Consider the following 22309-nt stretch of genomic DNA (forward strand, 5'->3'; position numbering starts at 1 on the left):
TAGTTTGCAGATGTCGACTTCCAAAAGCCCAATCGCCGATCGTCTTCATGCCCTCGCCGCGCAGCGTATCCTCGTGCTCGACGGCGCGATGGGGACGATGATCCAGCAGCTGCAGCTCGACGAAGCTGCATTCCGCGGCGAGCGGTTCAAGGACTTCCACCGCGACCTGCGCGGCAACAACGACCTGTTGATCCTGACCCAGCCGCAGGCGATCGAGGACATCCACGCGCAGTACCTGCGCGCCGGCGCCGACATCGTTGCGACCAACACATTCTCCTCGACCTCGATCGCCCAGGCCGACTACGACATGTCGGAGCTGGCCTATGAGATGAGCCGCGACGGTGCCCGCCTTGCCCGCAACGCCGCCGCCAAGGTCGAAGCCGAAGATGGTAAGCCGCGCTTCGTCGCGGGCGCGATCGGCCCGACCAACCGCACCGCCTCGATCTCGCCGGACGTCGCCAATCCCGGCTACCGTGCGGTGACGTTCGATGATCTGCGCATCGCCTATAGCGAGCAGATCAACGGTCTGCTCGACGGCGGCGCCGATATCCTGCTGCTCGAAACCATCTTCGATACGCTGAACGCCAAGGCGGCGCTGTACGCGATCGCCGAGATCACCGAAGCCCGCGGCATCGACGTGCCGGTGATGATCTCCGGCACCATCACCGACAAATCCGGCCGCCTGCTGTCGGGCCAGATGCCCGAAGCATTCTGGAATTCGGTCCGGCACGCCCGCCCGATCACCATCGGCTTCAACTGCGCGCTCGGCGCCAAGGATCTGCGCGCCCACATCGCCGATATCAGCCGCGTCGCCGATACGCTGGTCTGCGCCTATCCCAACGCCGGCCTGCCCAACGAATTCGGCCAGTACGACGAGAGCCCGGAATACATGGCCTCGCTGGTCGGCGAATTCGCCGAAGCCGGCCTCGTCAACATCGTCGGCGGCTGCTGCGGCACTACGCCGGCCCACATCAAGGCGATCGCCGAAGCGGTCGCGCCGCATAAGCCACGCGTGATCCCGACCATCGAGCCGCGGCTGCGGCTGAGCGGCCTCGAGCCATTCGAGCTGACCAAAGACATTCCGTTCGTCAATGTCGGCGAGCGCACCAACGTCACCGGCTCGGCGAAATTCCGCAAATTGATCACCGCCGGCGACTACGCCGCCGCGCTGCAGGTTGCCCGTGATCAGGTCGAGAACGGCGCCCAGATCATCGACGTCAACATGGATGAAGGGCTTCTCGATTCCGAAGCCGCGATGGTCACCTTCCTCAACCTCGTCGCCGCGGAGCCGGACATCGCCAAGGTGCCGGTGATGGTCGACTCGTCGAAGTTCAATGTGATCGAGGCCGGGCTGAAGTGCCTGCAAGGCAAGCCGGTGGTGAACTCGATCTCGCTGAAGGAAGGCGAGGACAAGTTCCTACACGAAGCCAGGATCGCTCGCCGTCACGGCGCCGCGGTCGTGGTGATGGCCTTCGACGAGACCGGCCAGGCCGACACCTACGCACGCAAGACCGAGATCTGCGCCCGCGCTTACGATATCCTGGTGAACCGCGTCGGCTTCCCGCCGGAAGACATCATCTTCGATCCGAACATCTTCGCGATCGCCACCGGCCTCGAAGAGCATAACAACTACGGCGTCGACTTCATTGAGGCGACGCGCTGGATCCGTTCGAGCCTGCCGCACGCCCATATCTCCGGCGGCGTGTCCAATCTCTCCTTCTCGTTCCGCGGCAACGAGCCGGTGCGCGAGGCGATGCATTCGGTGTTCCTGTATCACGCCATCAAGGCCGGCATGGACATGGGCATCGTCAATGCCGGGCAGATGATCGTGTACGACGACATCGATCCCGAGCTGCGCCAGGTCTGCGAGGACGTGATCCTCAACCGTGATCCAGGCGCTTCCGAACGGATGCTGGCGCTCGCCGACAAGTATCGCGGCCAAGGCAAGCAGCAGAAGGAACAGGACCTCGCCTGGCGCTCCTGGCCGGTCGAGCAGCGGCTCAGCCACGCGCTGGTACACGGCATCACCGAATTCATCGAGCTGGATACCGAGGAAGCGCGAGCGAAAGCGGAACGTCCGCTGCACGTCATCGAAGGCCCGCTGATGGCCGGCATGAATGTGGTCGGCGACCTGTTCGGCGACGGCAAGATGTTCCTGCCGCAGGTGGTGAAGTCGGCCCGCGTGATGAAGCAGGCGGTCGCCTATCTGATGCCGTTCATGGAAGAGGAGAAGGCACGCAATCTCGCCGCCGGCACAGACACCGGCGAACGTGCCACCGCCGGCAAGATCGTGCTCGCCACCGTCAAGGGCGACGTCCACGACATCGGCAAGAACATCGTCGGCATCGTGCTCCAGTGCAATAACTTCGAGGTGATCGACCTCGGCGTGATGGTGCCGGCCGCCAAGATCATCGAGACCGCGAAGGCCGAGAACGCCGATATCGTCGGCCTGTCCGGCCTGATCACGCCGTCGCTCGACGAGATGAGCTTCCTCGCCGGCGAGCTGCAGCGGAGCGGCTTCAATATTCCGCTGCTGATCGGCGGCGCCACCACCAGCCGCGTCCACACCGCGGTGAAGATCGACCCGGCCTATCCGTCCGGCAGCGTCGTCCACGTCAACGACGCCAGCCGCGCGGTCGGCGTCGCCTCCTCGCTGCTGTCGAAAGACAGAGGCGCCGCTTATGCGGCGGAGGTACGTGCCGACTACGCCAAGATCTCGGCGGCGCATCACCGCGCTCAGGCCGACAAGAAGCGGCTGACGCTCGCCGCGGCCCGCGCCAACGCCACCAAGATCGACTGGCCCGCGACCAAGCCGGTGAAGCCGTCCTTCATCGGCACGCGGAGCTTCAGCGGCTATTCGCTGGCGGAGCTCGCCGAGTACATCGACTGGACGCCGTTCTTCCAGGCCTGGGAGCTCGCCGGACGCTTCCCTGCGATCCTCGACGACAGCGTGGTCGGCGAAGCGGCGCGGTCGCTGTATGCCGACGCCCGCAAGATGCTGGACCGCATCGTCACCGAGAACTGGTTCACCGCCAAGGCGACCATCGGGTTCTGGCCGGCGAACGCGGACGGCGACGACATCCTGGTCTATGCGGACGAAGCCCGTATCACGCCGATCGCGACGCTGCACACGCTGCGCCAGCAGCTCGACAAGCGCGAGGGCCGCGCCAACGCCGCACTGAGCGACTTCATCGCGCCGGTGGCGAGCGGCGTCGCCGACTACATTGGCGGCTTCGTCGTCACCGCCGGCATCGGCGAGGACGTGATCGCCGACAAGTTCAAGGCCGAGCGCGACGACTACTCATCGATCATGGTCAAGGCGCTGGCGGATCGTCTCGCCGAGGCCTTCGCCGAGCGGATGCACGCCCGCGTCCGCCGCGAGTTCTGGGGCTATGCGGCGGACGAGACCCTGTCGGCCGAGGATCTGATCCTGGAGAAGTATCAGGGCATCCGCCCGGCGCCCGGCTATCCGGCGCAGCCCGATCACACCGAGAAGGCGACGCTGTTCGAGCTGCTCGACGCCGAAGCCTCCGCCGGGGTGACGCTGACCGAGAGTTTTGCGATGTGGCCGGGCTCGTCGGTCTCGGGGCTGTATTTCAGCCATCCGCAGAGCGCTTATTTCGGCGTCGGCAAGATCGAACGCGACCAGGTCGAGGACTACGCCGCCCGCAAGGGCTGGGACGTCGCCACCGCCGAGCGCTGGCTGGCACCGGTGCTGAACTACATCCCGTCGCGCAGCACCGGCGCCACAGACGAAACCGGCATGCCGCCGCTGGCGCCGCAAGCCGCTGCCCCGCTCTCTGCCGAAGACGCCGCTCTGGCATCGCACCCGCAGGGCTGCACCTGCGCGCTGCACCTCGCCTGGCGCAAGCAGAAGGTTGCGGCGAAGTAAGAGCGGTGGGCTTCTTGCAGGCGTGATCGCCTGCGCAAGCCGCCGTCCTCGATCGTCGTCCCCCGCGCAGGCGGGGGACCCAGTATGGCAGAGAGCGCGTGGTCCACATAGGAATATTGTCAAGATGCGACGCGAGTTTCGCGTGTGCTGAGGCCGATTCGATGATCAGCCTCGTCGACCCAGCACGCGGTCAGGCAGCGGGAGCGATGCTGGGAATCAGAAATCCAGTTACTCACGAATTTCAGTGGGTGGACGACCCTATACTGGCTGTCGAACTTATACTGTTTGCTCAGCACCTATTACGGAAAGCGCGTGCGGCGCTTGTAGCTCCTCAGGACGCCTAGCCTCTCGCAGAGCGACGGATGAGGCCATTCCGCCCTCTGCGCTAAGCTTGTGAAGCGCATGTCGCAGATCGACCGCGTAGCATGCCTGCAATGCCGAGGTCTTCGTCGAGCTCCGGCCAGTGAATGCCCATCGGCATCAACTCGAAATTAGTGCGCGCCGCCGCAGACGCGTGTAGCAGGCTGGGGTACCAATCGAGCGGCGTTGCGATCCGCCGGCCATCGGCGAGCGTCACGACGAGTTCGTCCGCAGTGAACTCCACCGCGACCGGCCTGATGTCGCCGACATCAATTTCCAAAGTGCTCATGCCACTTGCCTTCCAGCAACTCACGATGCGCGCGGAGGTGACGAAGAATAGCGCCGATCTCGTGAGCGGGAAATCCCGCATTCACCGCAATCGAGAGATCGTGCAACCAGAACTTGGCTTCGCTGTTGCCGGCTCGGACATGCACGTGAGCAGGTTCCCCGGCTTCATTTGAGTAGAAGAACGCCCGGTAGGCTCCCCAGCGCAACACGGTCGGCATCGCGGCGAAGCTCCCTGTTACTCCCCCTCATCCGTCGCCAACAGCCCCTTCACAGCCCTCGCCCAGCCCGCCAACTTGCGCTCGCGCGTCGCTGCGCTCATTGCGGGGCGGAAGCGGTGGTCGAGGCGCCAGTTGTCGGCGAATTTTTGCGGCTCGGGGAAGACGCCGGCGCTGAGGCCGGCCAAGTACGCGGCGCCGAGCGCGGTGGTTTCCTGGATCACCGGGCGATCGACCGGGGCGTCGAGCAGATCGGCGAGGCGCTGCATGGTCCAGTCCGACGCGGTCATGCCGCCGTCGACGCGGAGCACGGTAGTGGCGGCGTCGGCATCCGGCCAGTCGGCGCGCATCGCCGCCCACAGGTCGAAGGTCTGGTAGCAGACACTCTCCAGCGCGGCATGGGCAAGCTCGGCCGGGCCGGTGTTGCGCGTCAGGCCGAACAGCGCGCCGCGGACGCGTGGATTCCAATACGGCGCGCCCATGCCGACGAAGGCCGGCACCAGGTACACGCTCTGCGCCGAATCCGACTTGTCGGCGAGCGGCCCGGTCTCGGAGGCATGCTTGATGACGCCGAGGCCATCGCGCAGCCATTGCACCGCGCTGCCGGCGACGAAGATCGAGCCTTCCAGCGCGTAGGTGCGTTTGCCATCGAGCTGATAGGCGACCGTGGTGAGCAGCTTGTTGTTCGACTTCACCGGCGTCGCACCGGTGTTGAGCAGCGCGAAGCAGCCGGTGCCGTAGGTCGACTTGATCATGCCCGGGGTGAAGCAGGCCTGGCCGATGGTCGCCGCCTGCTGGTCGCCCGCGATGCCGCGGATGGTGATCGAGCCGCCGAACAGCTCCGGCACGCTGTCGCCGAAATGCGCCGATGAATCCTTCACCTCCGGCAGCATCGAGCGCGGCACGCCGAGCAGCTTGAGCAGCTCGTCGTCCCAGGCGCCGTCGTGGATGTTGAACAGCAGGGTGCGCGAGGCGTTGGTAGCGTCGGTGGCGTGGACTTTGCCGCCGGTCAGCCGCCACAACAGATAGCAATCGACGGTGCCGAATTTCAGCTCGCCGCGCTCGGCGCGGGCTCGTGCGCCGGGCACGTTGTCGAGCAGCCAGGCAACCTTGGTGCCGGAGAAATACGGATCGATGATCAGTCCGGTCTTGGCGGTGACCATCGGCTCCAGCCCGTCGGCCTTCAGCCGGGTGCAGAACTCCGCGGTGCGGCGATCCTGCCAGACGATGGCGCGGTGGATCGCCTGGCCGGACACCGCGTCCCACACCACCACGGTTTCGCGCTGGTTGGTGATGCCGATCGCGGCGATGTCGGCGGCGGTCGCGCCGGCCTTGTCCATCGCAGCGCGACAGGTGGCGATGGTCGTCGCCCAGATGTCCTCGGGCTCGTGCTCGACCCAACCGGACGCCGGGAAATGCTGCGGGAATTCCTGCTGCGCGGAGGCCGCGATCGAAATGTCGGAGCGGAACAGAATCGCCCGCGACGAGGTGGTGCCCTGATCGATGGCCATGACGAAAGGCATCAGCGTTCTTCCCGAAGATGATGACGGAACGATTTTGCCCACCCCACCCGATCGCGGTTTCGGCGTCAATATCGGCCGAAAATCCAGCCCGCGACCGCTGCCGGGTTTGAACCTGGGAGCGCCGGCGGTGCACAATCAATCTGCTTCAATTGCCGACCCGGATGTGGTTTGTGCTGCCATCAACCCTCCATAGGTACCGCCGCGACTGATGGACCATTCGCTCAACATCGTCATCGTCGATGAGAACCCGGTGCGCGCCGCGATTCTCACCGAGGGCCTGCGCGAGGCCGGGATGACAGAAATCACCCATCTCGAAGGCACCACCAATCTGTTGGCGCGGATCTATCAGATCGATCCGGACGTGATCCTGATCGACCTCGAAAACCCCAGCCGCGACATGCTGGAGCAGATGTTCCAGGTCTCGAGGATCGTGAAGCGGCCGATCGCGATGTTTGTCGACCAGAGCGACACCGCCTCGATCCAGGCCTCGGTCGATGCCGGCGTCTCCGCCTACATCGTCGACGGGCTGAAGAAGGAGCGGATGAAGCACATCCTCGATCTGTGCATCTCGCGCTTCAACGCCTTCGCCAAGCTCGAGACCGAGCTGAGCAATGCCCGCTCGGCGCTCGAAGACCGCAAGGTGATCGACCGCGCCAAGGGCATCCTGATGAAGGCCAAGGGCCTCACCGAGGAGCAGGCCTACGTGCTGCTGCGGACCACCGCGATGAACGAGAAGAAGAAGATCGCCGAGATCGCCCAGTCGGTGATCACGGCTTCGGAGATGCTGAAATGAGCGAGCGGCTGCGCATCGGATTCATCCCGCTGGTCGACGCCGCCGCGCTGATCGTCGCCGCCGACAAGGGCTTCTGCGCCGCCGAGGGCCTCGACGTCGAGCTGGTGCGCGAGATCTCCTGGGCCAACGTCCGCGATAAATTCAACATCGGCCTATTCGACGCCGCGCATCTGCTGGCGCCGCTGGCGGTCGCTTCCAGCCTCGGCATCGGCCACGTCAAAGTGCCGGTGATTTCCGGCTTCGGCCTCGGCGTCAACGGCAACGCCATCACCGTGTCGCCGGACCTGCACGCCGCGATCGTCGCGATGGCCGACGGCGACGTCGCCGATCCGGTCGTCTCGGCACGCGCGCTGGCACGGGTCGTCGCCGAGCGCCGCGCCAAGGGCCAGGAGCCGCTGACCTTCGGCATGACCTTCCCGTTCTCCAGCCACAACTACGATCTGCGGTTCTGGATGGGCGCCGGCGGCGTCGATCCGGACGAGGACGTGCGGCTGGTGGTGCTGCCGCCGCCGTTCATGGTGGAGAGTCTCGCCAGCAAGCATCTGGACGGCTTCTGCGTCGGTGCGCCGTGGAATTCGGTGGCGATCGATCTCGGCATCGGCACCATCCTGCATTTCACCAGCGAGCTGTTTCAGCGCGCCGCCGAGAAGATGCTGACGGTGCGGGCGACCTGGGCCGCGCAGCACCCCGAGGTGCTGCAAGCGCTGATCCGCGCCCATGTCCGCGCCGCCGACTACATCGAAGACGTCGCCAACCGCGACGAGGTTTGCGCCCTGCTCGCCGCGCCCGGCCGGATCGAGGTGACGCCGGAGCTGATCCGCCGCACGCTCGACGGCCGGCTGAAGGTCGCGGCCGACGGCACGCTGCGCAGCAGCGACCGCTATCTGCTGGTCGGGCGCGAGGCCGCGGCGCGGCCCGACCCCGTGCAAGGCGCCTGGAACTACGCCCAGATGGTGCGATGGGGACAGGCGCCGCTGTCGGCCGACCTGCTTGCCGCCGCCAAAGCGGTGTTCCGGCCGGACCTGTATGACGCAGCGGTCGGCACGGCTCCTGCATTGCCGAAAGCGCCCGCCGACGGCATCGGCGAGTGCACCGGCGCGCCGTTCGATCCGGACGATATCGCCGGCTATCTGGCGCGGATGACGATCCGGCGCTGAGCCCCGCACGAGACCGCGCCATGAGCCCGCTCGCGACCCTCAGTCCCGCCGACATCCACCGGGTGCGGACCTCGTTCGATCTGATGTGGCCGCGCTCGACCGAAATGGCCGATCAGTTCTACGCCCGGCTGTTCGAGATCGCGCCGGACAGCCGGACGCTGTTTCGCAGCGACATGACCCGGATGAAGGATAAGTTCATCCAGACGCTGGCGGTGCTGGTCGGCAGCCTCGACAACCTCACCGGGCTGTACGCGGTCGCCGGTAAGCTGGCGGTCGATCATGTCCGCTACGGCGTCCGTCCTGATCACTACGCGCCGGTCGGCGAAGCGCTGCTATGGAGCCTCGGCCAGCAGCTCGCCGGGTTCTGGAACGACGACGTCGAGCAGGCCTGGCGCAGGGTCTATGCGGTGATCTCGGCGCGGATGATCGGCGCCGCCTATCCGGATCACCGCCAGGGCTGAGTGCTGCTGCGCTGCACATTTCGTCGCCACGCTGCTCAGCCGGGCAGCGCAGTACGGCGGCTTTGAGCAGGCTCCGGCATCCCCCACGCGAGGCGCTAAGCACCTGACAATCCAGCCAAATCCCTCTCCTGCCAGCGATTGGCACGAAATTCGCTGAACTGTCTTTGCGGGATGCCGGTGGGGCGTCCTGGCGTCATCGAAACTCCGACAGCAACGCCGCTGTCCTGGCCTCGCTCCGCGAGCAACCAGGCAGCGGCTTTTTTTCGTCGGTTCGAGACGCCCCGTGCAAAGGGGATTGGTCGATGCAGCGCTTCGTGTACGGATGTCGGCGAAACCACCTCGCAAGCAAGGAACGTGATGACGCCGCAGGCGATCGCATTGGTGCAACAGAGCTTCGCACGGCTGACGCCGATCTCGGACGAGACCGCGACGCTGTTCTACGAGCGGCTGTTCGCGACCGCGCCGGAGCTGCGGCCGCTGTTTCATGGCGACATGCGCCGGCAGGGCAAGAAGCTGATGAGCACGCTGAACGTGGTGGTGACCGGGCTGACCGATCTCGCCACCATCCTGCCGGCCACGGGGCGGCTGGCGCGGTTGCACATCGCCTATGGCGTCAGCGCCGCGCACTACACGCCGTTCGGCGCGGCGCTGCTGTGGACGCTGGAGCGGGAGCTCGGTTCGGACTGGACGCCGGAGCTGGCCGAAGCCTGGCGCGACGCCTACGCGATGCTTTCGGAGACGATGCTGGCGGCGGCTTACGGCGACAACGCGCCGAGCTGATCTGCGCCCTGCCCGTCCCCGTGCAAGCGGCGTGAGGCGGCGATGGGCAACGAATTCTCGATCGACCAGAAGCGCTATCTCGAAGGCTTTGCCACCGGCGTCACCGCGGCGCGCGCCGCGCGTGGCAGCCTACCGGCCGGCAGCGCCGCGTCGCCGAGCGGCCCCGACACGATCCACCTCCAGGCACAGGACCGCGTCACCGCGTCGGGCAAGAAGCTCAACGACCAGGAGAAGTGGAAGCGCGAGCAGCATCCGTTCGATGCCTATGCCCGGCTGAAGCAGCAGGCGAAGGATAACGCCGCACCGAAGCCGGCGGACAATTTCCGCTGGCGCTACTACGGGCTGTTCTACGTCGCCCCGGCGCAGACCTCGTATATGTGCCGCCTGCGTATTCCCAACGGCATCCTGACATCATGGCAGATGGCCGGCCTCGCCGATCTCGCCGACACCCTCGCCGGCGGCTACGCGCATGTGACGACGCGCGCCAATCTGCAGATGCGCGAGATCGCACCAAAGGATGCGGTGCAACTGCTGCAGGGCATCGAGAGCTTGGGTCTGTGGGCGCGCGGCTCCGGCGCCGACAACATCCGCAACGTCACCGGCTCGGCAACCGCGGGCATCGACCCGCAGGAGCTGATCGATACGCGGCCCTACGCCCGCGACTGGCATTTCCACATCCTCAATGAGCGCGCGCTGTTCGGCTTGCCGCGCAAGTTCAACGTCGCGTTCGACGGCGGCGGGCTGATCCCGACGCTGGAAGACACCAACGACATCGCGTTCCAGGCGGTGCAAATCGCGGACGGTCACGGCGTGGCGCCCGGCGTGTACTTCCGTCTCGCGCTCGGCGGCATCACCGGCCACAAGGATTTCGCCCGCGACACCGGCGTGATCGTGGCGCCCGACGAGGCGACCGAGGTCGCGGATGCGATCGTGCGGGTGTTCATCGAGCACGGCGATCGCACCGACCGCAACAAGGCGCGGCTGAAATACGTGCTCGATGCGTTCGGCTTCGACAAGTACTTGGAGCTTGTGGAGGGCAAACTCGGCCGCAAACTGATCCGTGTGCCGGCCGAGGCCGCTGCGCCGCGCCCCGCACAGGATCGCGCCGCGCATCTCGGCGTGCATCCGCAGCAGCAGGCCGGGATGAACTGGATCGGCGTCCGTCTCGCCACCGGCCATCTCACGTCAGCTCAGATGCGCGGGCTCGCCGAGATCGCGCGCAGCTTCGGCGACGGCGATCTGCGGCTGACGGTGTGGCAGAACCTATTGATCTCCGGCGTGCCAGATGCGCGCGTAACCGACGCCACCGCGGCGATCGAGGCGCTGGGACTGGCGATCACCGCCTCGCCGCTCCGCGCCGGGCTGATCGCCTGCACCGGCGCCAGCGGCTGCCGCTTCGCCGCCGCGCATACCAAGGAGACCGCAGAAGCGATCGCGCAATATTGCGAGCCGCGCGTGCCGCTCGATACGCCGATCAACATCCATCTCACCGGCTGTCATAACTCCTGCGCGCAGCACTTCATCAGCGACATCGGCCTGATCGGCTCCAAGGTGGCGATCTCGGATGAGGACAGCGTCGAAGGCTTTCATATCCACGTTGGCGGAGGCTTCGGCGTTGATGCGGCGATCGGCACTGAGGTGCTGCGCGACGTCAAGCAGGACGATGCCCCGCGCGTGATCGAGCGGATGCTGCAGACGTATCTGGCGCGGCGCGCGTCGCCATCCGAAACCTTCCTCGCCTTCGTCCGCCGCCACGATGCGGCGACGCTGCAGCAACTATTCGCATCCGAGCAATCACCGGAGACCGTGGCATGAGCCAGAACCTGCCGCCGCCGATCCCGCTACTGGTGCCGGAAACCGCGCCGTTTTCCGAAGAGCAGCGTGCCTGGCTCAACGGCTTCTTCGCCGGCCTGGTGTCGCTCGATGGGCAAGGCGTCACCGCGCTGTCGCCCGATCAGGCCGCGGCATTCATCGCCGGCGCTCCCGCGCCAGCGGCCGAAGACGATGACGGCGGCGCACCGTGGCACGACCAGAGCCTGCCGATCGCCGAGCGAATGCAGCTTGCGGAGGGCAAGCCGCTGCGCTGGAAGCTGATGGCCGCGATGGCACAGCAGGATTGCGGCCAATGCGGCTACGACTGCTGCAACTACTCGGGCGCGATCTTCGAAGGCCAAGAGACGCGGCTGAACCTGTGCGCCCCTGGCGGCAAGGACACCGCGCGGATGGTGAAGGCGCTGGCCGAACAGATCGGTTCGGCCCCAACGCTGGACAACGCCCCCTCGCTCGCGGCCGACACTGCTCCAGTAGCAGCGTTGCCGCCGCGCGGCACCTCGCGCGACAATCCGGCAACCGCCAAGGTGCTGTCGCGCAAGCGCCTCAACAAGCCGGGCTCGGAGAAAGAGACCTGGCACGTCGAGTTCGAGCTGGAGGATTGTCTCAGCTACGAGGCCGGCGATTCCTTCGGGCTGTTTCCGACCAACGATCCGGCGCTGGTCGACGCGGTGCTGCACGCGCTCGGCGCGCCGGCGGAGTTTCCGATTGCGCAATCGACGCTGCGGCAGACGCTGCTCGACAGCGTGTCGTTGGCACCGGCGCCCGACATGCTGTTTCAGCTGATCAGCTACATCACCGGCGGCGACAAACGAAAGAAAGCGCGTGCGCTCGCCAGCGGCGAGGATCCCGACGGCGACGCCGCAACGCTCGACGTACTCGCCGCGCTGGAGAAATTCCCCGGTCTCCGTCCCGATCCGGAAGCCTTCATCGAAGCGCTCGATCCGCTGCAGCCGCGGCTGTACTCGATCTCGTCGTCGCCGAAGACCACGCCCGGCCGGCTGTCGCTGACGGTTGATTGCGTGCGCTACACAATCGGCAAGCGGCAGCGGCTCGGCGTCTGCTCGACCGGGCTCGCCGAGCGGGTCCGGCCGGGCGAGACGTTGCGCGCCTATGTGCAGAAGGCGCATCATTTCGCGCTGCCGTCCGATCCCAACCAGCCGATCATCATGATCGGCCCCGGCACCGGCGTCGCGCCGTTCCGCGCCTTCCTGCACGAGCGCCAGGCGATCCAGGCGCCGGGCAAGAACTGGCTGTTCTTCGGCCATCAGCGTTCCGCCTCGGACTTCTTCTATGAGGACGAACTGAAGGCCATGAAGACCGCCGGCCTGCTGACGCGGCTGACGCTGGCGTGGTCGCGCGACAGCGGCGAGAAGATCTATGTCCAGGACCGGATGCGCGAGGTCGGCCGCGACCTGTGGAGCTGGCTCACCGAAGGCGCCAGCCTCTACGTCTGCGGCGACGCCAAGCGCATGGCCAAGGATGTCGAGCGCGCGCTGGTCGACATCGTCGCCCAGCACGGCGCCCGTTCAGCAGCGGAGGCGACGGCGTTCGTGTCCGAGCTGAAGAAGCAGGGGCGCTATCAGCAGGATGTGTATTAGGCGAGGTTGACAGCCTCTCCCCTCGTCATTCCGGGGCGCGCGCCTTGCGCGCGAACCCGGAATCCCGAGCTTGTTTCCAAGCAAGAGAGATTCCGGGTTCGCTCACTTCGTGAGCGCCCCGGAATGACGACGGAGAGGTTGATGCACGATCCCTCCACGCGTCATTCCGGATTGCGAGCGCAGCTCGCAAGTCCGGAATCTATAACCCCTGCAAGCGCCGTCACGCACAGCAACCGCAACACTATGCCTCACAGCAACGCCCGTGGTTATGGATTCCGGGCTCGCGCTGCGCGCGCCCCGGAATGACGATAGAGAGGCCTACACCGACGCGGTTGTGACACCGCCGTCGATCACGATGGTCTGGCCGGTCATGAAGGTCGAGGCATCCGAGCCCAAATACGCAACGGCCCCGGCGATTTCGTGCGGCTCGCCGATCCGGCGCAGCGGGGTGCCGGCGGTGCGACGTTTCAGGTTGGCCTCGTCTTCCCACAGCGCGCGCGCGAAGTCGGTTTTGACCAGGCCCGGCGCGATGGCGTTGATGCGGACGCCCTTGGGGCCCCACTCGCCGGCGAGACTGCGGCACAGCGCGAAGTCGGCGGCCTTGGAGATGCCGTAGGCGCCGATCACGGTGGAGCCGCGCAAGCCCCCGATCGACGAGATGATCACCACCGAGCCGTTGCCGCGCTCCGCCATCTGCGGGATCGCGCGGGCGCACAGCCAGATGTTGCTCTTGACGTTCGACGCCATGATCTTGTCGAACGCCTCGTCGGCGATATCGAGCAGCGGGCCGTAATACGGGTTGACTGCGGCGTTGCAGACCAGGATGTCGACCTTGCCGTATTTCGCGGTGGCACCGTCGATCAGCCCGTCGACCTCGGCCTTGCGGGAGATGTTGCAGGCGATGACGTGCGCGTCGCCGCCTTCCTTGCGGATGCCTTCGGCAACTTCCTCGCAGGCGTCGGCCTTGCGGCTCGAGATCACCACCTTGGCGCCGAGCTTGGCCAGCAGCTCCGCCGACGCCCGCCCGATACCGCGCGACGAGCCGGTGACGACGGCGACTTTGCCGGTGAGATCGAACGGATTGACGGTCATGGCGCGGCTCCCTGATTGTTTTTCGTTGTCGTCATTCCGGGGCGCGAGCGGATGCTCGCGAACCCGGAATCCAGAGGTTGTTTGTGCGGCCGAGATTCCGGGTTCGCGCTGCGCGCGCCCCGGAATGACAAACATGTTGGTTGTGGCAGACCAACTTGCGCTGGCCTGCTCCCTCGCCCCGCTTTAGCGGGGAGAGGGTTGGGGTGAGGGGCGACGCGGGCATTGAGCTCGGCCTTGCGGAAACGCCCCCTCACCCGCCCGGCTCCGCTGCGCTCCGCCGGACGACCTCTCCCCGCGCGCGGGGAGAGGTTAGTCCGAACGCGCGGCGCTCAGATCAGCCCGCCGCCCGCGCTGACGCGGGCGAGGTGGTGATCGGTGTCGCCGAAGGTCTGCTCGATCATGGTCAGCCGCTTGAAGTAGTGGCCGATCTTGGCTTCCATCGTCATGCCGATGCCGCCATGGAGCTGGATCGACTGCTGGCCGACGAACTTGCCGGACTTGCCGATCTGCACCTTTGCCGCCGCGATCGCGCCGGCGCGTTCCTTGGCGTCGTCGAACTCGGCCGCCATGGTGGCGAACATCGCCATCGAGCGGGCCTGTTCGGTGGCCACGAACATGTCGGCGGCGCGATGCTGCAGCACCTGGAAGCTGCCGATCGGCACGCCGAACTGCTTGCGGGTCTTGATGTACTCGACCGTGGTGGTGAGTGACTCATCCATCAGGCCGACCGCTTCGGCGCACAGCGCGGTGCGGGCGTCGTCGACCACCACTTCGATCAGCTCGAGCGCGTTCTCCGGATCGCCGATCGCCGCATCGGCGCCAACCTGGACGCCGGTGAAGGTGATGTCGGCGGCGTGCAGCCCGTCCTGGGTCGGATAGCCCTTGCGGGTGATGCCCTTGGCATCGGCCGGCACCAGGAACACGCCGACGCCGGCGCGGTCACGCTGGCCGCCCTTGGTGCGGGCGGTGACGATCAGGGTGTCGGCGGCCTCGCCGTTCAACACCACGAACTTCTCGCCGTCGATCACCCAGCCGTCGCCGCTCTTCTTGGCGGTGGTGGAGACGTCGCCAAGATCCCAGCGCGAGTTCTTTTCGAGCTGGGCGAACGCAAAGGTCTTGGAGCCGTCGATGATGCCCGGCAAATGCGCGGCCTTCTGCGCGGCCGAACCAGCACGGCGCAGGAAGCCTCCGCCGATCACCACGGTCGGCAGATAGGGTTCGAGCACCAGCGAATGGCCGAGCGCCTCCATGACGATCATGGTCTCGACCGCGCCAGCGCCGAAGCCGCCGTCTTCTTCCGAGAACGGCAGGCCGAGCAGGCCCTGCTCGGCAAACTTGCCCCACACCGCGCGGCTCCAGCCGCCCTTCTCCTTGGCGTACTTCTTGCGGCTGTCGAAATCGTAACTGCCCTTCAGCAGGCCTTCGACGCTTTCCTTGAGGAGGCGCTGCTCCTCCGACAAATCAAAATCCATCGTGATGCTTCCTTGAGAAATCCGGTTGCCTTGCTCCCTCTCCCCGCTTGCGGGGAGAGGGCTGGGGTGAGGGGCGACGCGAGTCGCTGACTCTCGGCCTCGCGGAGACGCCCCCTCACCCGGATTGCTGCGCAATCCGACCTCTCCCCGCGCGCGGGGAGAGGTTTGGGAGACGCTTCGCTGAGCCGCTTACAGCCCGAGCACCGCCTTGCAGATGATGTTGCGCTGGATCTCGTTGGAGCCGCCGTAGATCGAAACCTTGCGGTTGTTGAAGTAACCGGGGGCGATCTGGGCGGTCCAATCCATCGTCTCGTTCGAATCGTCGTCGCCATGGACGTCGTACGGCGCGGCGAACGGGCCGATCACTTCCATCAGAAGCTCGGTGGTCGCCTGCTGGATCTCGGAGCCCTTGATCTTCAGCACCGACGAAGCCGGGTTCGGCTTGCCCTTGCCGTGCTTGCCTTCATCGGCGACGACGCGGAGCTGGGTGAGCTCGAGCGCCTTCAGCTCGATCTCGACCGCCGCCAGCTTGTCGCGGAACTTGGGGTCTTCGATCACCGGCTTGCCGCCAGACTCGACCTGGGCGGCGAGCTGCTTGATGCGGCGGATCCGCTCCTTCGACATGCCGACCCGGGCGATGCCGGTGCGCTCGTTGCCGAGCAGGAACTTGGCGTAGTCCCAGCCCTTGTTCTCCTGGCCGACCAGATTCTCCAGCGGCACTTCGACGTCATCGAAGAACACTTCGTTGACTTCGTGCCCGCCGTCGATGGTCTGGATTGGACGGACGGTGATACCCTTGGTCTTCATGTCGACCAGGATGAAGGAGATGCCTTCCTGCTTCTTGGCGGCCGGATCGGTGCGGCACAGGCAGAAGATCCAGTCGGCGTGCTGCGCCAGCGTGGTCCAGGTCTTCTGGCCGTTGATGATCCACTTGTCGCCCTTCTTCTCCGCCTTGGTCTTGAGCGAAGCGAGATCGGAGCCCGAGCCCGGCTCGGAGAAGCCCTGGCACCACCAATCGTCGACATTGGCGATGCGCGGCAGGAAGCGCTTCTTCTGCTCCTCGCTGCCGAAGGTGTAGATCACCGGGCCGACCATCGAGACGCCGAAGGCGAGCGGCTGCGGCGCAGGCGCGGCCTGCAGCTCCTCATTGAAGATGTAGTGCTGCACCGAGCTCCAGCCGGTGCCACCATATTCCTTCGGCCAGTGCGTCACCGCCCAGCCCTTCTTGTTGAGAATGCGGTACCACTCGACCATTTCTTCCTTGGTGTTGTGGCGGCCTTCGATCAGTTTCTGCCGCGTCTTGGCCGGCACATTGTCCTTGAAGAACTGCCGCACCTCGTCGCGGAACGCGATCTCTTCCTTGCTGAAATTCAGATCCATCGGATCCTCCTTGGGTCATTCAGATCAATTGTAACTTAGTCGTCGCCGCACCGGCAGCGTGCTCCCTCGCCCCGCTCTTCGCGGGGAGAGGGGTGGGGTGAGGGGCGACGCGAGACACTGACTCTCGGCCCCTTGGAGACGCCCCCTCACCCGCCCGGCTTTGCCGGTCGACCTCTCCCCGCGCGCGGGGAGAGGTTACTCAGTGCCCGCCGCGTCAGTGCACGATCTCGAACAGGCCGGCGGAGCCCATGCCGCCGCCGACGCACATGGTGACCACCGCGTACTTCGCCTTGCGGCGGCGGCCTTCGATCAGTGCGTGGCCAGCGAGGCGCGCGCCCGACATGCCGTAGGGATGGCCGACCGAGATCGCGCCGCCGTTGACGTTGAGCTTGTCCGGATCGATGCCGAGCTTGTCGCGGCAGTACAGCACCTGCACGGCGAAGGCTTCGTTCAGCTCCCACAGACCGATGTCGTCGACGCTGAGGCCATGGCGCTTCAACAGGCGCGGCACCGCGAACACCGGGCCGATGCCCATCTCGTCCGGCTCGCAGCCGTAGGAGACCATGCCGCGGAAGATGCCGAGCGGCTTGAGGCCCTTCGCGGCCGCCGTCTTGTCGCTCATGATCACCGTGGCGGAGGCACCGTCCGACAGCTGGCTGGCGTTGCCCGCGGTGATGGTGAAGCCCTCGCCGCGCACGGCCTTGAGGCCGGCGAGACCTTCGGCGGTCGTCTCCGGCCGCGGGCCTTCGTCCTGCGACAGCGTGATGTCCTTGAACGACACTGCGCCGGTGGCCTTGTCGACGACGCCCATCTTGGTCGAGATCGGCGCGATCTCGTCGTTGAACTTGCCGCCCTGCTGCGCAGCCGCGGTGCGGCGCTGGCTTTCCAGCGAATACTCGTCCTGGCGCTCGCGCGAGATGCCGTAGCGCTTCGCCACGGTTTCGGCGGTGTCGAGCATCGCCATGTAGACGTCGCCCTTGATCGCCTCGAGCGCCGGATCGACGGCGTGGAAGGTGTTCATCTTGTCGTTCTGAACGAGCGAGATCGACTCGCCGCCGCCGCCGACCGCGATCTCGACGCCGTCGAACAGCACCGAGCGGGCAGCGAGCGCGATCGCCTGCAGGCCGGACGCGCACTGCCGGTCGATGGTGGTGCCGGCGGTAGTTACCGGCAGGCCGGCGCGCAGCAGCGCCTTGCGGGCGATGTTGCCGCCGGTGGCGCCCTGCTGCATCGCCGCGCCCATCACCACGTCCTCGACCTCCTTCGGGTCGATGCCGGCGCGCTTCACCGCGTGCTCGATGGCGTGGCCGAGCAGCGTGGCGCCCTCGGTGGCGTTGAGAGCGCCGCGATACGCCTTGCCGATCGGCGTGCGCGCGGTTGAAACGATAACGGCCTCGGTCATGGGCAGGCTCCTGCGGGGTTGCTGTTACGAATTACTTGGTCTGTGTCTTGGTGGTGGTCTGCTGGCTGCGCAGTTCGTGGCGGGACAGTTTGCCCACCGTGGTACGCGGCAGTTCGTCGAGAAACTCCACCGCGGTCGGCAGTTCGTGCTTGCCGAGCTTGCCGGTGAGGAAGGCGCGCAGCTCGTCGATGCTGAACGGCTTGGCGCCGTCGCGCAGCTTGACGAACGCCTTCGCCGCCTCGCCGCGGTAATCGTCCGGCACGCCGATCACGATCACTTCCTGCACCGCCGGGAGCTCATAGATCGCCTGTTCAATCATCTGCGGATAGACGTTGAATCCGCCGGAGATGATCATGTCCTTCTTGCGGTCGACCAGGAAAAAGTAGCCATCCTGGTCCATATAGCCGATGTCGCCGGTCAGAAAACGATCGCCGACAAAACTGTGAGCGGACTCCTCCGGCCGATTCCAATAGCCCTTGGTGACATTGGGACCGCGAACGCGGAGCTCGCCGACTTCGCCCGGCGGCAGCACGCGCTTCGGATCATCGAGTGCGACGACGTCCAGTTCGATGCCAGGCAGCATCAGGCCGATCGAGCCCGGCTTGTCCGGCCCTTCCGGCGGATGGCCGGTGCCGGGCGAGCAGGTCTCGGTCATGCCCCAGCCGCTCTTCAGCTTCAGATTGGTTTTGCGCTCGAACAGGCGCGCAACCTCGACCGGCAGCGGCGCGCCGCCGGAGCCGGCCATCGTCAGCGACGACAGATCACGCTTCTCCAGCGACGGATCGTTGGCGAGCGCGATCCACATCGTCGGCACGCCGGGGAACACGGTGGCGCGCTTTTCCTCGATGTCACGGAACACCGCGGCGACGTCGAAGCGCTGATGCAGCGAGATCAGGTCGCCCTGCTTCAGGCAGCGCAGCAGGATGACGGTGAGCGCGTAGATGTGGAACAGCGGCAGCACGCAGATCACGCGATGAATGCCGCCGCTGTTGGCGCGCACCAGACCCCAGACGTCGTAGATCGCCACCGCCGAGGTCAGATTCGAATGGGTCAGCATCGCGCCCTTCGGCAGGCCGGTGGTGCCGCCGGTGTACTGCAACAGCGCGATATCGTCCGGCACAATCGCCGGCCAGGCCATGGGCTTGGAGGCGCCCTTGATGAAGTCGGCGTAAGTAATCACCCGCGGATCGCTGGGCAGCGGCGCCAGTGGCGTCGCGGACTCGCCCCAGCTCGCATCGCTGCACACGATCAGGCGATCGAGCAACCCCTTGGCGAGAAACCTCTCGGCCATCGGCAGCAGCGCGGCGGAATCGGTTGTGATCAGCACCCGCGCGCCGGAGTCGCTGAGCTTGTGCGATAGCGCCCGCTCGCCGTCGAGCGGCGACAGATGCACCACGCGGGCGCCGGCCTTCAGCGCCCCGAAGAAATTGATCGGATGGTCCGGCGTGTTGCCGATATACAGCGCGACCGAGGAGTCGCGGCCATAGCCTGCTGCGAGCAGCGCGGCCGCCGCGGTCTCGGCCATCGCTTCGAGCTTGGTGTAGGTGATCTGCCGATCACGAAACTCCAGCGCCGGCCGCGAGCTGTACTCCTTCGCGGCCTGCGCCAGCAGCTCCGGCAATGTTCCCCTCGCGATCACCGCATCCCAGCGAACGCCGGGTGGATAGTACTGCTCACCGGGATGGGACATGCGGGCCACTTCGCGATTGGGGGTGAATTAACGGCTCATCGTTTCTGGCAGGAATAGCGGTACGTCATTGGCTCCCGTCCCCCTTGCGTGGAGGGGTCGGGGGTGGGGGTCCTCAGGCACTGTGCCCGCGTCACCCTCACCCCGGCCCTCTCCCGCAAGCGGGAGAGGGAGAAGAGAGATCACGCCGCGGCCTTGGTCGGCTGCGTCAGCGACGCGAAGGTCTTGCCTTCGGCAGCGAGACGGGCGAGCAGCGGGGCTGGCTCCAGCGACGGATCGTTGGTTGCCTTGGCATAGGCCGACAGCCGCTCGGCGATGTGCTTGAGGCCGACGCTGTCGGCATAGTGCATCGGGCCGCCGCGATAGATCGGCCAGCCGTAGCCGTACAGCCAGACCACGTCGATGTCGCTCGGCCGCGCCGCGATCTTCTCTTCGAGGATGCGGGCGCCCTCGTTGATCATCGGGTACACCATCCGCTCGAGGATCTCCTCGTCGGTGATGTCGCGGCGCTTGAGGCCGAGCTTGGCGAGCGTGTCGTTGATCAGCGTCTCGACTTCCGGATCGGCCATCGGGGCGCGCGAGCCCTGTTCGTATTTGTAGTAGCCCTTGCCGGTCTTCTGGCCGAAGCGGCCGGCTTCGCACAGCGCGTCCGCGATCTCCGACTTGATGCCGCGGTCCTTGCGCGAGCGCCAGCCGATATCCAGGCCGGCGAGATCGCCCATCGCGAACGGGCCCATCGGCATGCCGAACTTGGTGACGACGGCGTCGACCTGCTGCGGCAGCGCGCCTTCGAACAGCAGCTTCTCGGACTGCTTGGAGCGGGCCGCGAGCATACGGTTGCCGACGAAGCCGTCGCAGACGCCGACGACGACCGGCACCTTGGCGATCTTCTTGGCGATCGACACCGCGGTCAGCAGCGCGTCGGGTGCGGTCTTGGCGCCGCGCACGATTTCGCACAGCTTCATCACGTTGGCCGGCGAGAAGAAGTGCATGCCGAGCACGTCCTGCGGACGCTTGGTGGTGGCGGCGATCTCGTCGATCGACAGATACGAGGTGTTCGACGCCAGCACCGCGCCCGGCTTGGCGTGGGCGTCGATCGCGGTGAACACTTCCTTCTTCACCGCCATGGTTTCGAACACCGCCTCAATGATCAGGTCGGCGTCCTTGACGTTTTCGAGGCCGACCACGCCGGTGATCAGCGCCATGCGCTTGGCCGGCGCATCCGGCGGCAGGCCGCCGCGCGCCGCGGTGGCTTCCCAGTTTTTCTGCATGATGCCGAGGCCGCGCTTCAGCTGCTCCTCGCCGTTCTCGATCAGCGTCACCGGGATGCCGGCATTGGCGAACGACATCGCGATGCCGCCGCCCATAGTACCGGCACCGATGATCGCGACGCGCGACACGGCGCGCGGCTTGGTGCCGTCCGGCACGCCATCGACCTTGGCAGCTTCACGCTCGGCGAAGAACGCGTAGCGCTGCGCCTTCGACTGATCGGAGACGACGAGCTTCATGAAGCCCTCGCGCTCCTTCTTCAGCCCTTCTTCGAACGGCAGATCGATCGCGGCGCCGATCGCGTCGGCGCAGGCGAACGGCGCTTCGAGGCCGCGCGCCTTCTTGGTCATCGCCGCGACCGCATTGGTGAAGATCGAGCGATCGGCCTTGGCGGCAGCGAGCTTGGAATCGTCGTCGCGCAGCCGGCGCAGCGGGCGCTTCTCAGCCAGCACCTTCTTGGCGAACGCCACCGCGCCCGCGACCAAATTCTCGACGATCTCTTCGACCAGGCCATGCTTGAGCGCTTCAGCGGCGCCGATCGGGCTGCCGCCGACGATCATCTGCACCGCGAGCTCCGGACCGACCGCGCGCGGCAGGCGCTGCGTACCGCCAGCGCCCGGCAGCAGGCCGAGCTTGACTTCCGGCAGGCCGAGCTTGGCTTCCTTGACGGCGACGCGGAAATGGCAACCGAGCGCGACTTCGAGGCCACCGCCGAGCGCGGTCCCGTGGATCGCAGCAATCGTCGGCTTCGGCGAATTCTCCAGCGCGGCGATGACGTCGTTGAGCGCCGGCGGCTGCGCCGGCTTGCCGAATTCGGTGATATCGGCACCGGCAATGAAGGTGCGGCCCGCGCATACCAGCACGATCGCCTGCACCGCGGGATCGGCAACGGCGGCGTTGACGTTTTCCAGAATGCCGCGGCGAACAGCCGCACTGAGCGCATTGACCGGCGGACTGTCGACCGTGACGATCGCGACCTGATCCTGCGTTGCGCGTGTGACTACTTCGCTCATGCCGTTCTCCTTGGGTTTGCGTTTCTTAGTTTGTTTCGCACTGCGAAAATTAATTCCACATCTTGACAGCGAGGGTTATTTTGAAGAGCGTCGA

Annotated in this window: 17 protein-coding genes; 8 read left to right on the plus strand and 9 right to left on the minus strand. The window is 66.2% G+C overall.

The features are described from left to right. Window positions 1-10 precede the first annotated feature (10 nt). Window positions 11-3892: a methionine synthase gene (gene metH, locus HZF03_RS18715; protein WP_119019526.1), complete on the plus strand. Its 3882-nt coding sequence runs from the start codon at window positions 11-13 to the stop codon at window positions 3890-3892. A 385-nt stretch (window positions 3893-4277) separates the two neighbouring features. Here metH and HZF03_RS18720 read toward each other — a convergent pair whose 3' ends face one another. Genes HZF03_RS18720 through glpK form a run of 3 tightly spaced genes read right to left on the minus strand, consistent with a single transcriptional unit; the run spans window position 4278 to window position 6278 of the window. After that, window positions 4278-4541 (minus strand): DUF2442 domain-containing protein, encoded by a 264-nt coding sequence (locus HZF03_RS18720; RefSeq protein WP_119019527.1) that lies wholly within the window; start codon window positions 4539-4541, stop codon window positions 4278-4280. Then, window positions 4522-4758, minus strand: a complete 237-nt coding sequence (locus HZF03_RS18725) for a DUF4160 domain-containing protein (protein ID WP_119019528.1) — start codon at window positions 4756-4758, stop codon at window positions 4522-4524. The genes HZF03_RS18720 and HZF03_RS18725 overlap by 20 nt, the downstream gene beginning before the upstream one ends. Before the next feature lie 17 nt (window positions 4759-4775). Continuing rightward, window positions 4776-6278 carry a glycerol kinase GlpK gene (gene glpK / locus HZF03_RS18730; protein WP_119019529.1) on the minus strand — a complete coding sequence of 501 codons (1503 nt, stop codon included), beginning with the start codon at window positions 6276-6278 and terminating at the stop codon, window positions 4776-4778. Between glpK and HZF03_RS18735 the strand changes: the two genes are divergently transcribed. From HZF03_RS18735 to HZF03_RS18765, 7 genes are all read left to right on the plus strand, one after another. Continuing rightward, entirely contained in the window at window positions 6265-6471 is a 207-nt protein-coding gene (locus HZF03_RS18735) for a hypothetical protein (protein ID WP_133303254.1), read from the plus strand. The two genes, glpK and HZF03_RS18735, sit on opposite strands and share 14 nt — an antisense overlap. Before the next feature lie 15 nt (window positions 6472-6486). After that, window positions 6487-7071, plus strand: a complete 585-nt coding sequence (locus HZF03_RS18740; protein WP_047310094.1) for an ANTAR domain-containing response regulator — start codon at window positions 6487-6489, stop codon at window positions 7069-7071. Continuing rightward, the gene (locus HZF03_RS18745) at window positions 7068-8228 is read left to right on the plus strand and encodes a CmpA/NrtA family ABC transporter substrate-binding protein (protein ID WP_119019530.1); all 1161 of its coding nucleotides are present in this window, start codon (window positions 7068-7070) and stop codon (window positions 8226-8228) included. The genes HZF03_RS18740 and HZF03_RS18745 overlap by 4 nt, the downstream gene beginning before the upstream one ends. A gap of 20 nt (window positions 8229-8248) precedes the next feature. Further along, a complete protein-coding gene (locus HZF03_RS18750; protein WP_011159247.1) occupies window positions 8249-8689 on the plus strand; it encodes a globin domain-containing protein in 441 nt (146 codons plus the stop codon). Window positions 8690-9046: 357 nt separating this feature from the next. Continuing rightward, window positions 9047-9469: a globin family protein gene (locus HZF03_RS18755; RefSeq protein WP_119019531.1), complete on the plus strand. Its 423-nt coding sequence runs from the start codon at window positions 9047-9049 to the stop codon at window positions 9467-9469. Between the two features lie 42 nt (window positions 9470-9511). Next, window positions 9512-11284 (plus strand): NirA family protein, encoded by a 1773-nt coding sequence (locus HZF03_RS18760; RefSeq protein ID WP_119019532.1) that lies wholly within the window; start codon window positions 9512-9514, stop codon window positions 11282-11284. After that, window positions 11281-12900, plus strand: a complete 1620-nt coding sequence (locus HZF03_RS18765; RefSeq protein ID WP_119019533.1) for a sulfite reductase subunit alpha — start codon at window positions 11281-11283, stop codon at window positions 12898-12900. The genes HZF03_RS18760 and HZF03_RS18765 overlap by 4 nt, the downstream gene beginning before the upstream one ends. Before the next feature lie 318 nt (window positions 12901-13218). Here the strand turns inward: HZF03_RS18765 and HZF03_RS18770 are convergent, their stop codons facing one another. From HZF03_RS18770 to HZF03_RS18795, 6 genes are all read right to left on the minus strand, one after another. Continuing rightward, the gene (locus tag HZF03_RS18770; RefSeq protein WP_119019534.1) at window positions 13219-13992 is read right to left on the minus strand and encodes an SDR family NAD(P)-dependent oxidoreductase; all 774 of its coding nucleotides are present in this window, start codon (window positions 13990-13992) and stop codon (window positions 13219-13221) included. A 329-nt stretch (window positions 13993-14321) separates the two neighbouring features. Next, on the minus strand, window positions 14322-15464 hold the full coding sequence (gene pimD, locus HZF03_RS18775) for a pimeloyl-CoA dehydrogenase small subunit (protein ID WP_119019535.1): 1143 nt from the start codon (window positions 15462-15464) through the stop codon (window positions 14322-14324). Window positions 15465-15653: 189 nt separating this feature from the next. After that, a complete protein-coding gene (gene pimC / locus HZF03_RS18780) occupies window positions 15654-16844 on the minus strand; it encodes a pimeloyl-CoA dehydrogenase large subunit (protein ID WP_011159252.1) in 1191 nt (396 codons plus the stop codon). Between the two features lie 214 nt (window positions 16845-17058). Next, on the minus strand, window positions 17059-18246 hold the full coding sequence (locus HZF03_RS18785; protein ID WP_119018005.1) for an acetyl-CoA C-acyltransferase: 1188 nt from the start codon (window positions 18244-18246) through the stop codon (window positions 17059-17061). A 31-nt stretch (window positions 18247-18277) separates the two neighbouring features. After that, a complete protein-coding gene (gene pimA, locus HZF03_RS18790; RefSeq protein ID WP_119018006.1) occupies window positions 18278-19936 on the minus strand; it encodes a dicarboxylate--CoA ligase PimA in 1659 nt (552 codons plus the stop codon). Window positions 19937-20115: 179 nt separating this feature from the next. Then, complete coding sequence (locus HZF03_RS18795) at window positions 20116-22215, minus strand: 3-hydroxyacyl-CoA dehydrogenase NAD-binding domain-containing protein (RefSeq protein WP_119018007.1); 2100 nt, start codon at window positions 22213-22215, stop codon at window positions 20116-20118. Window positions 22216-22309: the final 94 nt, after the last annotated feature.

This window comes from Rhodopseudomonas palustris, assembly GCF_013415845.1.
GTDB classification, from domain to species: Bacteria; Pseudomonadota; Alphaproteobacteria; order Rhizobiales; family Xanthobacteraceae; genus Rhodopseudomonas; species Rhodopseudomonas palustris_F.

What these genes read in the sequence shown, in the direction of transcription:
- metH (WP_119019526.1), top strand. Translation starts at nt 11, where the DNA reads ATGTCGACTTCCAAAAGCCCAATCGCCGATCGTCTTCATGCCCTCGCC.
- HZF03_RS18720 (WP_119019527.1), bottom strand. Translation starts at nt 4,541, where the DNA reads ATGAGCACTTTGGAAATTGATGTCGGCGACATCAGGCCGGTCGCGGTG.
- HZF03_RS18725 (WP_119019528.1), bottom strand. Translation starts at nt 4,758, where the DNA reads ATGCCGACCGTGTTGCGCTGGGGAGCCTACCGGGCGTTCTTCTACTCA.
- HZF03_RS18735 (WP_133303254.1), top strand. Translation starts at nt 6,265, where the DNA reads ATGACGAAAGGCATCAGCGTTCTTCCCGAAGATGATGACGGAACGATT.
- glpK (WP_119019529.1), bottom strand. Translation starts at nt 6,278, where the DNA reads ATGCCTTTCGTCATGGCCATCGATCAGGGCACCACCTCGTCGCGGGCG.
- HZF03_RS18740 (WP_047310094.1), top strand. Translation starts at nt 6,487, where the DNA reads ATGGACCATTCGCTCAACATCGTCATCGTCGATGAGAACCCGGTGCGC.
- HZF03_RS18745 (WP_119019530.1), top strand. Translation starts at nt 7,068, where the DNA reads ATGAGCGAGCGGCTGCGCATCGGATTCATCCCGCTGGTCGACGCCGCC.
- HZF03_RS18750 (WP_011159247.1), top strand. Translation starts at nt 8,249, where the DNA reads ATGAGCCCGCTCGCGACCCTCAGTCCCGCCGACATCCACCGGGTGCGG.
- HZF03_RS18755 (WP_119019531.1), top strand. Translation starts at nt 9,047, where the DNA reads ATGACGCCGCAGGCGATCGCATTGGTGCAACAGAGCTTCGCACGGCTG.
- HZF03_RS18760 (WP_119019532.1), top strand. Translation starts at nt 9,512, where the DNA reads ATGGGCAACGAATTCTCGATCGACCAGAAGCGCTATCTCGAAGGCTTT.
- HZF03_RS18765 (WP_119019533.1), top strand. Translation starts at nt 11,281, where the DNA reads ATGAGCCAGAACCTGCCGCCGCCGATCCCGCTACTGGTGCCGGAAACC.
- HZF03_RS18770 (WP_119019534.1), bottom strand. Translation starts at nt 13,992, where the DNA reads ATGACCGTCAATCCGTTCGATCTCACCGGCAAAGTCGCCGTCGTCACC.
- pimD (WP_119019535.1), bottom strand. Translation starts at nt 15,464, where the DNA reads ATGGATTTTGATTTGTCGGAGGAGCAGCGCCTCCTCAAGGAAAGCGTC.
- pimC (WP_011159252.1), bottom strand. Translation starts at nt 16,844, where the DNA reads ATGGATCTGAATTTCAGCAAGGAAGAGATCGCGTTCCGCGACGAGGTG.
- HZF03_RS18785 (WP_119018005.1), bottom strand. Translation starts at nt 18,246, where the DNA reads ATGACCGAGGCCGTTATCGTTTCAACCGCGCGCACGCCGATCGGCAAG.
- pimA (WP_119018006.1), bottom strand. Translation starts at nt 19,936, where the DNA reads ATGTCCCATCCCGGTGAGCAGTACTATCCACCCGGCGTTCGCTGGGAT.
- HZF03_RS18795 (WP_119018007.1), bottom strand. Translation starts at nt 22,215, where the DNA reads ATGAGCGAAGTAGTCACACGCGCAACGCAGGATCAGGTCGCGATCGTC.